Source organism: Bacillus sp. GB_SG_008 (assembly GCF_052038115.1).
GTDB classification, from domain to species: domain Bacteria; phylum Bacillota; class Bacilli; order Bacillales; family Bacillaceae_G; genus Bacillus_A; species Bacillus_A rhizoplanae.
On sequence record NZ_JBPZSK010000011.1, the window covers coordinates 1 to 12,804 of the forward strand.

The 12,804-nt window shown below is 37.2% G+C and carries 14 protein-coding genes; 4 read left to right on the forward strand and 10 right to left on the reverse strand.

Going from position 1 to position 12,804, the window contains the following annotated elements:
- Positions 1-106 precede the first annotated feature (106 nt).
- The 6 genes from ACTDJC_RS20120 to ACTDJC_RS20145 all read right to left on the reverse strand — a co-directional run bounded on the left by ACTDJC_RS20120 (position 107) and on the right by ACTDJC_RS20145 (position 6,229).
- On the reverse strand, positions 107-919 hold the full coding sequence (locus tag ACTDJC_RS20120) for a DUF4247 domain-containing protein (protein WP_098308280.1): 813 nt from the start codon (positions 917-919) through the stop codon (positions 107-109).
- 12 nt (positions 920-931) lie between these two features.
- Positions 932-1,438: a DUF4178 domain-containing protein gene (locus ACTDJC_RS20125; protein ID WP_098308278.1), complete on the reverse strand. Its 507-nt coding sequence runs from the start codon at positions 1,436-1,438 to the stop codon at positions 932-934.
- Between the two features lie 25 nt (positions 1,439-1,463).
- Positions 1,464-1,868, reverse strand: a complete 405-nt coding sequence (locus ACTDJC_RS20130; protein ID WP_440604506.1) for a DUF350 domain-containing protein — start codon at positions 1,866-1,868, stop codon at positions 1,464-1,466.
- 108 nt (positions 1,869-1,976) lie between these two features.
- A complete protein-coding gene (locus ACTDJC_RS20135; protein ID WP_440604507.1) occupies positions 1,977-2,642 on the reverse strand; it encodes a PspA/IM30 family protein in 666 nt (221 codons plus the stop codon).
- A 242-nt stretch (positions 2,643-2,884) separates the two neighbouring features.
- Positions 2,885-4,441 (reverse strand): fatty acid--CoA ligase, encoded by a 1,557-nt coding sequence (locus ACTDJC_RS20140; RefSeq protein WP_098308272.1) that lies wholly within the window; start codon positions 4,439-4,441, stop codon positions 2,885-2,887.
- Between the two features lie 297 nt (positions 4,442-4,738).
- Positions 4,739-6,229: a coproporphyrinogen III oxidase gene (locus tag ACTDJC_RS20145; RefSeq protein ID WP_440604508.1), complete on the reverse strand. Its 1,491-nt coding sequence runs from the start codon at positions 6,227-6,229 to the stop codon at positions 4,739-4,741.
- 343 nt (positions 6,230-6,572) lie between these two features.
- Here ACTDJC_RS20145 and ACTDJC_RS20150 point away from each other — a divergent pair, with 343 nt between their 5' ends.
- The gene (locus ACTDJC_RS20150) at positions 6,573-7,013 is read left to right on the forward strand and encodes a YaiI/YqxD family protein (protein ID WP_440604509.1); all 441 of its coding nucleotides are present in this window, start codon (positions 6,573-6,575) and stop codon (positions 7,011-7,013) included.
- 314 nt (positions 7,014-7,327) lie between these two features.
- On the opposite strand, the gene ACTDJC_RS20155 is transcribed toward ACTDJC_RS20150, so the two are convergent.
- Both ACTDJC_RS20155 and ACTDJC_RS20160 read right to left on the reverse strand, forming a co-directional pair.
- On the reverse strand, positions 7,328-8,236 hold the full coding sequence (locus tag ACTDJC_RS20155; RefSeq protein ID WP_440604510.1) for an alpha/beta fold hydrolase: 909 nt from the start codon (positions 8,234-8,236) through the stop codon (positions 7,328-7,330).
- A 171-nt stretch (positions 8,237-8,407) separates the two neighbouring features.
- Complete coding sequence (locus ACTDJC_RS20160; RefSeq protein ID WP_098308264.1) at positions 8,408-9,280, reverse strand: Cof-type HAD-IIB family hydrolase; 873 nt, start codon at positions 9,278-9,280, stop codon at positions 8,408-8,410.
- A gap of 166 nt (positions 9,281-9,446) precedes the next feature.
- Here ACTDJC_RS20160 and ACTDJC_RS20165 point away from each other — a divergent pair, with 166 nt between their 5' ends.
- A complete protein-coding gene (locus ACTDJC_RS20165) occupies positions 9,447-9,992 on the forward strand; it encodes an NADPH-dependent FMN reductase (protein ID WP_253628705.1) in 546 nt (181 codons plus the stop codon).
- Positions 9,993-10,077: 85 nt separating this feature from the next.
- Positions 10,078-10,692, forward strand: coding sequence for a DNA-3-methyladenine glycosylase (locus tag ACTDJC_RS20170; RefSeq protein WP_440604511.1), 615 nt, complete (start codon positions 10,078-10,080; stop codon positions 10,690-10,692).
- A gap of 153 nt (positions 10,693-10,845) precedes the next feature.
- On the opposite strand, the gene ACTDJC_RS20175 is transcribed toward ACTDJC_RS20170, so the two are convergent.
- The gene (locus ACTDJC_RS20175; protein WP_098308258.1) at positions 10,846-11,196 is read right to left on the reverse strand and encodes a YlbF family regulator; all 351 of its coding nucleotides are present in this window, start codon (positions 11,194-11,196) and stop codon (positions 10,846-10,848) included.
- A 185-nt stretch (positions 11,197-11,381) separates the two neighbouring features.
- The gene (locus ACTDJC_RS20180) at positions 11,382-11,537 is read right to left on the reverse strand and encodes a transposase (protein ID WP_253628703.1); all 156 of its coding nucleotides are present in this window, start codon (positions 11,535-11,537) and stop codon (positions 11,382-11,384) included.
- A gap of 193 nt (positions 11,538-11,730) precedes the next feature.
- Here ACTDJC_RS20180 and ACTDJC_RS20185 point away from each other — a divergent pair, with 193 nt between their 5' ends.
- Positions 11,731-12,798, forward strand: coding sequence for a YheC/YheD family protein (locus ACTDJC_RS20185; RefSeq protein WP_098308256.1), 1,068 nt, complete (start codon positions 11,731-11,733; stop codon positions 12,796-12,798).
- The last annotated feature ends 6 nt before the right edge of the window (positions 12,799-12,804 follow it).

The following is a 12,804-nucleotide window of genomic DNA, read 5'->3' on the forward strand; positions in this document are numbered from 1 at the left end:
AACTGCCCGTAAAAGCCCGATTGGTTCAACTAACCGTCAGTGGGGGATGAAGAAAACCCCCACTGACGGAAGTTTCACTTTATCCCGCACTGATGGAAGCTTCACTTTACCGTCTCTTCGTAATTTTTCCAGAACCTCCAACTCTCGTTTTCGGAGGAGATGTGTTTTTTGGAGGAGTAGTGATAGATGACTTCGGTTTAACGTCTGAACCACTTGGTTTATCAGGTGATTTAATGATTTTCCCTTTATTCTGCTCAGACGGTGGAACAGTTTGCTCCTTTTTCTTCGTAACACTGCCTTCACTTCCCACAGATGTACCGGAATCATTTACTTTGTCACTTCTCTTAATGATAGAGCCAGTACCTTGTTTTGTTAGTGGCGGCAGCGTTTTTTTCTCTTGCGCAGTAGGCGGGCGGTAATCAATTATCGGTTTGTACGTTTTTCGACTTGTATACCCGCGGTAATCACCATGATACGATTTATGAGAATCAAATAAATTACTGACTATACTTCCTACAATGTAACCTTCTAAAAAAGACGGCTGATAATTTTGGCGAACAAACTCCTCATTACTTACTTCAATTAATGTATCGGATGGTTTCTCCTTATCCTTCTGAATGTTATACCACTCATCAGGATATACAAGAAACATTTGGTTATCATCTTCTTTAGACATTTGCTCTGGCTTTTTTTGATCGGCCAGTTTTTTTGCTATGTCAGGAACAGATTCATTCGCAGCCCTATATACATATGATTCTTGCTTTCCTTCTTTTAAAACTGATTCTAATGGATAAAGATCTTTCACCTCTTTGTCATTATCGCAACCTGACAAAGTGAAAAGAGCGATTATGAATACAATAGAAGCAGCTATGGTAAATCCGATGGAGGCTTTCATCATGGTAAACAGTCGTTTTAGCATGATTGCACCCCCTTACGTCGCCCGTATGATTTGTACATCTGCCGTAAGAATTGTTTCTCCTTCGTACATCATTGTGCGCCCTTCTTGCCATTCAATTCTGAGCAATTTACGGTTGTCAGATTGAAACTCCCAAACATGTTGTTCGCCAGATACTGCAAACGGTGTTTTTCCGGTGATAGATGCCCGGCAAGAATATTGTTCTTCCAGATAATACTCTAAATCATCCATTTCAATTGTAGTAGGAATTTCGTTAAAAGAATCCAATCGCCCATCAATTGGTGTATATAATTCATAATAGACCTTTTCTCGATTTTCAACCTTTAAATAACGAATCGTATTTCCGTCCTGCAATGTTAAGAAAATCTCGTTTCGTTCATGCATACGTGTTTTTCCTATAATTTCATAAGTGACCAAAGACACCTCAAGAATATCCCCTGGATTTAAAGACAGTACACTTTTCTCAGACTTAACAGGTTCAGGACTTTTCAATATATTTTTAATACGTTTAAATAAACTCAAGAGCTATCCCCTCCGCTTCTGATTTTTAAAGACACGCTGCTAAAATGAGAGCACCAACGATATGCAATGAACCTGCTAAAAGCGCATGAGCAACTTTTCCTTGCACAGTCCCTTCCTCTAAATCTAAGCCAGCTATCTTCTTCAAAATGAATTCTACTAACCTTTCTAAAATAAATAAGATAGCAAAAGAAACAACAGAGGCCAATAAAGCTTGCCATAAATCGTTTGATTTCAAAATCGACTGTGACAAAATATATCCTTGTGCAAAAAGTTTCATGACAAAACGAGTCGTTACAGCAATATTTCCTTTTTTTATCTCGGCTAAATCTTTATATTTAGTAAAAATAGAATCTATCCACATGAGCACAAACAAAAGAACAGCACCTGACAGCGTCCATACAAACATTGCCGCAATATTCATCCATGTCATTACAAATCCTCCTTAACTATTTTAAGTAAAAATAGAAAACCGACATTATCCACTCCTTACGACATGTCGGTTCTTCAAATAAATTTTCTATAATGTCTTTTAAACCAATTATTTCTCGTACTGCTTCATAATACGAGCTAACTCATCTTCTACCTGCTTATCTCTATTCATATTCGCAAACTCTTCATCTAACGACTTTTCTTTTTTGTATATTTCACCGCTTGCTTCTGCTTCCGCTTCCAGTTGAAGAGCTTTTTCCTCCATACGGCTTAAACCTGCTTTTGCTGTATTGGAATCAAATCCAGACATCGCCTTATTAATATTCTTTTGCGCATTCGCTGCGTTCACTCTTGCAACAAGCGTTTCACGTTTGTTCTTTAATTCCGTTAATTGCTTACGCATCTCTTCTAACTTTGCACGAAGATTATCAGCTGCCAGCTTATTTTGTTCATAACTCGTTTTATACTCATTCATCTTTTGTTCTGCAGTTTTCTTTTCCTCTAAAGCACGGCGCGCAAGATCAATGTTGTTTGCCTGTACAGCCATATGCGCTTGCTCCTCGCGTTTCGTTACGAGTGCAGATTGTTCTTCGTATAATAATTTGAACTTTTTCTCAAGTGCGATTTGAGCAGCTACACTCTTCTCCGCTTCCTCTACATCTTCTTGCATATCACGTAAATATTGATCTGTCATCTTAATTGGATCTTCAGCCTTTTCAATCAATGCATATACATTTGACATCGTTAAATCGCGCAATCTTTTAAACATAGACATAAAAAAATCCCTCCTATGAATGAAATAACAATTCAAATTCAATTGCAGTCAACACAAAATGGAAATATTACTATAAAGTAAGAATATTCACTTTTTCAAAATCATGTGTTTATTATAACAAAATCAACAGTAAAAGCACAGTTTCAAAATTAAACTGTGCTTTTTGGGGCAGTAAGAGCCCAATTGATGAGGACTTTCCATTAGTAGGGGATGCCCCCCACTAATGGAAGTTTCACTTTATACTATTTCGTCGCTTCCCTTAAAGATTCACGCAACACAAACTTTTGCAATTTCCCGCTTGCATTACGCGGCAATTCTTTAGCAAATACGTAATGACGAGGGCGTTTATAATCGGCTAATTCATCACTTTCCTTACAATAACGATCTAACTCCTCTGCTGTTAATGACTCGTCTTTCTTCACAACTACCGCTACTACACGTTCTCCCCATAATTCATCTGGTTCTCCAAGTACAGCAACATCTAGAATACCATCATGGCTATGCAAGAAGTCTTCAATTTCACGCGGATAAACGTTCACACCGCCGCTAATTACCATATCATCAACACGATCCGCCACGTATAAATAACCATCTTTATCGAAATAGCCAAGATCACCGGAATGATACCAACCTTTATACATTGCTTTTTCATTTGCCTCTTCGCGGTTATAGTATCCAGCCATCATAGTTGGTCCGCGTAAAATAATTTCTCCAACTTCGTAAGGCTCAAGTACATCGTCTGGTTCTGATGGTTCATCTTCCTTTGACTTCACGATGCGCAATTCATGGCTAAAGCAAGGTGTCCCTGCTGATCCTGCTTTTGTAAGTTGATCTTCTTCTACAAGAAACGCTACAACAGGTCCAAACTCTGTCATCCCATAAATTTGCACAAGATCGATATAAAGACGTTCTTTACATTCTTTCACAAGCGCCGGCGCCATTGCTGCTCCGCCGTAAACCCCTATCTTCATTGAGGTTAAATCATATTTTGTTAAATCTTCTTGCAGCAACATGTTCCACATTGTCGGTGCCGCAAAGAACGTTGAAATTTTTTCTTCTTGAATTGTTTCTAACACTGTTTTCGTATCAAAATGATGTAGAATAACATTTTTCCCGCCAACTTGAATACGCGGCAGAAAACCAGCGTTTAATTCACCACAGTGATATAGCGGCGCTACAATTAACCCCACGCTATCACGTGTATATTTTAAATAATACGTACAAATCATACTATGCTCAGCCATGTCCCGGTGACGATGTAGCACTCCTTTTGGATTTCCAGTCGTACCGCTCGTATATAGCATAGAGCAATAGTCCATTTCATCAACTTCAATGTCGATTGGTTCTGCCTTTGCTTCGTTTACTTTTTCATGATAAGAAGCCGCATAAGATGGCACATCATCTTCAATGCACCAAAATGAAGTATGCGGAAAATCACGTTCAATCATAGAAATTGTTGATTCAACTTCTTTTTCAAACACAACAACTTTAGAGGAAGCATCTTGCAATATGTAGGAAACTTCTTTTGCTTTTAAACGGAAATTGATCGGATTAAAGATGGCGCCAATCTTCGTACAAGCTAGGTAAACGGTTACAAATTCATGTGAATTATATAAGTAAACGGAAACGCGGTCCCCTTTTCTTACTCCTTCTGCAAGTAGCGCATGTGCGGTTTTATTTACCACCTTATCCCACTGTTTATATGTCCAGCGAATGTTTTTTTCAGGTTCTACTAACGCTTCTTTTTGTGGATATTTTTGCACAGCTAGATCAAAAATTCTACCAATAGTCATATACATGTCGCATCTTCCCCCTTAAAGTTTTCATAATTTTATGATTTCGTTCACAATTAGACATCTCCTGCTAATTTTTACTTCTTTTTTTTGATTATTCTCGACAGCGTTTTACATAATAAAGTGAAACTTCCCTCAGTGGGGGTTTTCTTCATCCCCCACTGAGGGTTAGTTGAACCAATCGGGCTTTTACGGGCAGTTATCCCCCACCTAGCTTCTTCGATTTTCTCTGAATCTTGAGGTGGGGGTCTTACTGCCCGTTAATGCGGGATAAAAAAAAGAAACTGCCAAACTGGCAGCTTCTTATCCGAATAACTCTTGTAAAATTTTAAGTTTATCTTCTGTATACTTCACATAACCATCATTATACGATTTTGGATCTTTTGGGTTAGCAAAGTGTGTAATGGCACCCGTCTTTGGATGAACAAATTTACTTGATGCACCGCAGCCAAGACCAATGATAGACTGCACTTCTTCCATAATAACAATGTTATAAATGCTTTCTTGACTTGGCATTGCATAACCAACGTTTTCTAAGTTACCTAAAATATTCTTTTGACGATATAAATAATACGGTACGTAATTATGCTCTTTCGTCCACTCTTCTGCTTCATGCATCATCGCTGTAATCTCTTCACGGCCTGCCACTTTATATTTACGCTTATTTTGCGTCATTTCAGAAGCACGCTTAAAAGATAATGTATGCACCGTTAACGATTCTGGCATAAGCTTTTCTGTTTCTGCTAGTGTATGTTTAAAGATGTCTAATCCTTCACCCGGAAGACCGATAATCAAATCCATATTAATATTGTTCATACCCATTTCGCGAGCAAGATGGTATTTTTCAATTGTTTCTTCTACTGTATGATGACGTCCAATTGCTTTTAGTGTTTCTTGATGGTACGACTGCGGATTAATACTAATTCGATCGATATTCCATTTATTTAACACCTCTAACTTCTCTGGTGTAATTGTATCTGGACGTCCTGCTTCTACCGTTACTTCACGAACTTGTTTCACATCTGGGAACGACTCATACATTTCTTCATACAGCATGTCCATTTCTTCTGCTGTAATACTTGTTGGCGTACCGCCGCCATAGTAAATCGTCGTTACTTTCACGCCTTTTTCTTTTAAAAACTTACCAATTTCACGAACTTCATAATGCAAGCCGCCTAAGAATGAATCAACAGATCCTTGGCGTCCATTAATCGCATAAGCTGGGAATGTACAGTATGCACATTTTGTTGGGCAAAACGGAATACCAATATAAATACTTACTTCTTCTTTTAAACGATATAAATCTGGCACAACAGCGAGTTGGCAATCAACAATACGCTGCATAAGCTCAATTTTCTCATCATGAATTAAATAACTTTCACGAAGTTCGTTATGCGCTTCCTCTTTTGTCATACCGCTTTGCAACATTTTATGAAGAAGCTTCGTTGGGCGCACACCTGTTAAGATTCCCCACTTTTGCTCCACACCTGTTAACTGCTGGAGAACAGACAGATATACATAAGACACGACATGCTTCACTTGCTTCATACGTTCTTTTTCTTCCGTAAAGGACGATAAATCTTTAGAAAACGTTTCTTCATACACGTTTCCTGTCGCGATTTCCGTTAAACGAGCAGAAGCTGTCACATTTCCTTCTATATTTATATCAACAATGATATTTGCATCTTCTTTTTCAAATGCTACCGTACTTTCTTCAAAAAATAAGCCGCTAATATTTTGCAGCGGACGTAAAAAACGATCATCTTGTAACGTTTTAATTGAAATTAACAACAATCATCACCTTTTCTATTTTCAAACTTCCTTTAGTTTACTTGAAGGCTAATAGGAGGTCAATAAAGAACTATTGGGGATGGGACTTCTAATTTTTAGGAACATTTTAAACTAGATGAATACAAATTGAAACACCGAAATAAAACCTTTCTTTTAGGGTGGGCGAGAGCGTCTGGCCATGCTTAGAAGCGGTCAGGGCCTTTTTCTGCCTGTATTGCTCCACAATCGCGCCCTTTAATGGAATAACTTTTTTTAAAATGATTTTAGGTAACCCATCTTTATCGTTTGACAAAGGCTAAATTTGCCATTATCATCAACTCAAACTTATTTACGGGGAGAGGTAAAGATGAAAATTTATGTTGATGCAGATGCTTGTCCGGTAAAAGATATCATTATCTCTGAAGGTACGAATGCTGAAATTCCTGTTATCCTTGTTACTAGTTTTTCTCATTTTTCTAATAAGGAACAACCATCAGGAGTGGAAACCATTTATGTTGATTCTGGAGCAGATGCTGCGGATTATCGGATTATGAAGTTAGCAGAAAAAGGAGATATAATCGTTACGCAAGATTATGGTCTTGCTTCGCTAGGTTTAGCAAAAGGGTGTGCAGTACTTCACCATAATGGGTCTAGATATACAAATGAAAACATTGACCAATTATTACAAACACGTTATTTGAGTGCAATGGCTCGAAAAAGCGGAAAGCGTACAAAGGGGCCAAAACCATTTACATCAGAAGATAGGGAGAAATTTAAGGGGCTTTTTAAAAGAGCGATTTCACATTAAAAAAGAACCATCCATTTTTAAGAAAAACCTAGAAAAATAAATTGTCCAAATATTAAACTAACCTGTCCCGTTAGCTTAAGTACAGTTCTTCACAATCTTCTCTATTTACTTTAACAAAATTTCCCTAATTCTCTCATTAAGTATTATTCCACAAAAGGGCCCTTAACAAACGGGCGCAATTCTTGTTGCAGAATTGCGCCCGTTTGTTGAATAAAGAATCTAATCGTACAGTGGATATCTGTATATTTTTTACTCCGATTATTAAAAAGAAGTGATAATGTAAGCTGTTATTACAACATATTTCCACTTTCAACTTAGTTGTCATTAGAATGTTGTTCTACAAAATCAAGGATTTTAGCATTAACTTCGTTAGAGAACTCACCATTGATTGCGTGAGATGCATTTTTCCAGTTAACGATATCGATATCTTTAACATATTTTTTCCCAGTTTCAACTGCTTTTGCTGAATCGTGCATTGTACTTTTTTCAGCCATTAATGCAAGAACTGGAACATTGATATTCTTTAAATCCTCTTTAGTAAATAGATCAGGTGCTGGGGTTTTAAGTTTATAATTACGCATACCCGACTCGATTAATTTAGCAATAGGCTCATCGTCATTTGCTTTTGCTCCTCCAGAAACATAGCTTAACATCTTTTCTCTTATAAACTTAGGTACAACAGGTACGGAAGCTGGAATAGATGCAAGAATCATCTTTATGGACATTTGTGCAAATACAAAGACTGGGTCCAATAAACTAGCCGAAGCAATATGCTCTGGATTATATCTGGCCAAATTCATTGTTGTCCAACCACCAACTGAGACACCCACGATATGCACTTTTTCTAAACCTAATCCTTCAATCGCTTCATTTAACCATTCTGCTTGTTGCTTTTGGTTTTCAATCACCTTCGTTTGCACACTCATACCAGGTTCACCAAGTAAATCTATCGTGTAAACTGGTCTTTCCTCCCTTAGCCCTTCCAAATTCGGTACCCACATTGGAGTAGATGCACCACGGCCAGGGAGTAAGAGTATTGGATCTTTATGTTTGTTTTCCTCTTTAGTAAAGTAATAAGCACGAACTGTGCCATATTTCGTTTTTATATCTTTCGTTTCGTTAGGCTTTGGAAGAAGTGCCATTGATTCATCGTAAGCAATTTGAAAGTCTTCCTTCCCTTCTTTAGATGTAAAGTGACCAATCTTGTTATCATCTCTCTTCATTTTAACTCCTCCTCTTTTGACAAAAATATTGATGAGCTCTATCAATATAATCATCACAATAATCCATTAAAAATTTATCTTCTTCAGGCCAAAACGCACTTTGGTTTAACGATTTAGAAAATGCTTCATAATATATTAGAAAAACCTCAGGTATTCGCCTGAGGTTTTTATTTACCATCTCTTCATTTGTGTATGATTGTTCAAGAACTTAATTGGAAACTGCTTTCGAAAATGTTCTTTAATCATATATTGCACACCGTTTTCATTATTTGAGCGTGTAATCCAATCGGCTGCTTTCTTTAAAGCAATCGGAGCATTGCCCATCGCTACCCCTAATCCAACGCTTTCGATAACATCTAAATCTTCCAGGCTATCTCCAATTGCTACCATTTCTTTTAATTCAATGTCAAGATGCTCTCCCAATAATTGCAACCCGCGTAATTTCGATACATGAGGCGGTAATATTTCGATTTGTTCTTTCCCGCATTCTACAAAATGGACATTTTCAAATGCTTTTTGTAAGGTTGTGAGCGCACGCTGCTTTTCACTTTGAGTCGCAAATGTAACATCAATTTTCGGCGCAGCTACCGGTTGATCGCGAAGTGCATCACCGAGTGAATCTACAAATTGAACCGGGTAAAATAACGGATCAGAAGTTGATAAGACTGTTCGTGCAATTAAATTTGGCGTATGCTGCTGCCGATTTCCAATCGAAAATCTTTCATGAGAAATGCGAATGTTACATTCAAAATGTTCAAGCACCTGTACAATATTAAATGTCACTTCTTCAGATAATCGTTTTTGAATTAACGGTTTATCTAATGAAGATGAAATAAATGCACCGCCATGCGTCACTAATATAGAATTTAATTTTAATGATTTTGCTATTTTATGAGCGGATTGAAAATTTCGATTCGTAAATAGCGTAACATATACACCTTTTCTCTTCACAAATTCAATCGCTTCACGCGTTCCTTTTTGTAATTTCCCATTTGGAAGTAAGAGTGTTCCATCTATATTAAGAGCTAGTAAACGATAAATCATGATGAAGTACCTCCTCTTCTTAGCTGCACTTTTCTATTATTAACTTATGAGACGATACTGTTAATTAGAACGAGTGCGAATTTGTATAATATGTTTGCAATAAAATCATTCAAGATTTTTGATTTCTTTCTAGTTAAGAGTATATTCTGTTTGTAGAGGTGATTATATGGGTAACTGCAAAAGGATAATAGCTATTTCCGGAAGCATTCGAGAAGGTTCCTCCAACACCAATATATTAAAAACTTTAGCAGCGTTTATTCCCGAAAATATTGATTATAATATTTATAACGGAATACAAGACCTTCCTCATTTTAATCCAGATATTGATCGCATTCAGGCACCGACTGTTGTTGAAGATTTTCGAAAGACACTAGCTGAAGCGCATGCGCTCATTATCTGCACACCAGAGTACGCAAAAGGTATACCTGGAGTCTTAAAAAATTCATTAGAATGGCTTGTCTCATCAGCTGAACTTTACAAAAAACCAGTGGCTGTTATAACAGCTTCTCCATCAATTACCGGCGGAGACAAGGCACATGAATCTTTACTACTTACACTAGGTATGTTGGATGTTACTATTGTTCAAAATGGATCGGTTCTCATTCCATCTGTTGGAACTAAATTTAATAATGATGCTACAGTCACAGATGAACAAACAAAGCAAAACCTTATTTCTCTCATTCATGGTATACTGCAAGAATTACATGATTGATTTATCAAACAATTCATTTTAAGCAGCATCCATACGAAAGGATGCTGCTTTACTCATTTAAAGTCTTACGAAAGGAATTTGCTAAATGAAATGGCCACTTTCTTGGTATGAAGGCGATACATTAGACGTTGCGAAGCGATTGCTTGGGCATAAGCTCGTTCACGTTGTTAATGGAGTAAAGCGAAGCGGAATCATTGTAGAAGTAGAAGCATATAAAGGACCTGATGATAAAGCAGCACATAGCTATGGCGGTCGCCGCACAGAACGAACAGAAATTATGTACGGGGCTCCTACCCATGCTTATATATATCTCATTTATGGTATGTATCATTGCTTTAATATTATTACGGCACCGGAAGGTATACCACAAGGAGTGTTAATTCGGGCATTAGAACCAGTAGAAGGTATTGAAGATATGAAGCAAGCAAGATACGGGAAAACAGATATTACAAAATCGCAGTTTAAAAACTTAACAAATGGACCTGGCAAGCTATGTAAAGCAATGGGAATTACATTAGAGCAAAAAGGATTGATGCTTACGAGTGATGAGTTATATGTTGAACGAGTTACTCCAGACAATCCCCTTTCTCATACATACGACATTGCTGCGGGTCCCCGCATTAATATTGATTACGCAGAAGAAGCAGTACACTATCCGTGGCGGTTTTACTTTCAAGGTCATCCCTTTGTTTCTAAATGAAATAACGGGAAACTTCCATCAGTGGAGGTTTTTTCATCCCCCACCTATCTTCTTCGCTTCTCTCTGAACCTTGAGGCGGAGGTCTTACTGCTCCAAAATAGCGGGATAAAAAGGGCACTTCCTAGTTCATCAGGAAGTGCCTCTTTCATATGATTACATGAATGCGTTATATAAGTCTTCAAGCGGCTTCATGATGATTTTATTTAAATCGCCGATTAAGATATTCAGACGTTGCTCTGCCTGCATTAAGTTTGTGATTTTTGCATTTTGTTGTACTAATGCTACAACTGCTTGCGCCTTTTGATTGTCTTCTTCTGTTAATTGCTCACCTTGCATCATTTTTTGTTGAAGTTCCATTTGCATCATACGGAAACGATCAAATAATTGTTTCGCCTCTGCATCTGCTTGCACTTCTGCATAACTTACTTTTAATGCTTGAAAGTCTGGATTTTCTGTAATTGTTTTTTGTAATTCATAAGCAACATCATGCATGTTTTTTGTCATTATATATATCCTCCTTGCAATGTGATACAATATCACACTGTTTATATGTTTTCGATCTTTACATACCCTTCTTACGATATCAGACTATGTATGATATGTGAAGTAAATTCACTTTATGACATTATGAAAACTCCCGCCACTTATCTCCTTCGGATCTTGAAGTGGGGGTTTCTCGTGTATCACCTTCAAGAGATGCTTAACACGAGTGGAGTTGACACAGCTGCCTGATGGCACAACCCCTCTATTCCATCGGCAAACGCCTTTGGAACTGCTTTTTTTAAGATGTTATAGGCACCATTCACATCAGCGTTCAGTAGTTTGTTCTCTTTCGTACGATACAAGCCACGTTTGATTCGTTTCTCACATATACATCCCCTTCATTATAACTGCTCTATAATGCTCCAGCAAACGAGACACTAGCCCCCTATCAAAAATACTGCTCATTAGATTTAAAGCAATTGGTATAAGACGCATTTCTTTGAATATTACTCAATTAAACACATGTTTAGTGCTATATAAAAGGAGGAGTTTTTTATGGTTCTCGGAATATTAACATCGCGTTTCCATCACGAGCGAGAATACTACACAGAAATTGCAAAGCGAGCACAATCGTCTCGTACTGTCGTTGTACAGTTTACTCCCTTTAGCATTGATCCGCAAACGGAGCTTGTCAACGGACTTCTCTTTGATACCGATAAACAGGATTGGGTAGAGCAGCAATTCGTCATTCCATCCCACATATACAACCGATGCTCATACAAAGATGAAAAAAATGTTAAAAGGGCACTTCCTATCATAAAATGGCTTCACAGTCGCCCGGATTCATTATTTTTAAATGATGAGCTTCCAAATGAAGCAAATATGTATGAAATTCTTACAAAAAACAAACAACTAGTACCATATGTGCCTGTAATAAAACAAGCAAGTAAAACAACAACATTACAGCTATTACAAACAAAAAAAGATGTGATTATAAAGCCCTTGCATTCACTTTCAAAACAAAATATGTACCACATTTTTTATCAAAATCGCACGTTTCATGTTACTACATTAGAACGAAATCGCTTTCCAACAAAAACATTCCAAACAAAAGATACGTTTTTACCTTGGTTACAATCATTGCTTCAAACACGTGATTATACAATACAGCCTATATCACCTCACTCAACATCTCCTGTTCATATTCGCTCTATTTTACAAAAGAATAGAGAAGGTACATGGATAGAACAAGAAAAAGTTATTCAAATAGACAACACACCTTATTCTTTCTTATTTCCTCTTACAGAGCAAACAAGATTTACTGCATTTAAAAATTTGCAACATCATCTATCAAAAATTGACCTTACATTATTACAGGATAGTCTACACGTTATTACGAAAGAAACGCCTCGAGCTTTAGAAAATACCTTTTCTCACCTTTTTGAATTAGAGCTCTCTATTGTAATGGATGCAAATGGTGCCGTTTGGTTATGCCACATAGATGCAAAACCTACTTATACAGCCTTTATTCAACATAATACCGATATTGCTGAAAAAGTATACACAGCACCTCTTCGTTATTATCAATCATTACTCCCTTTCAAAGAGAAACAGGAACTGTAAGCTGAG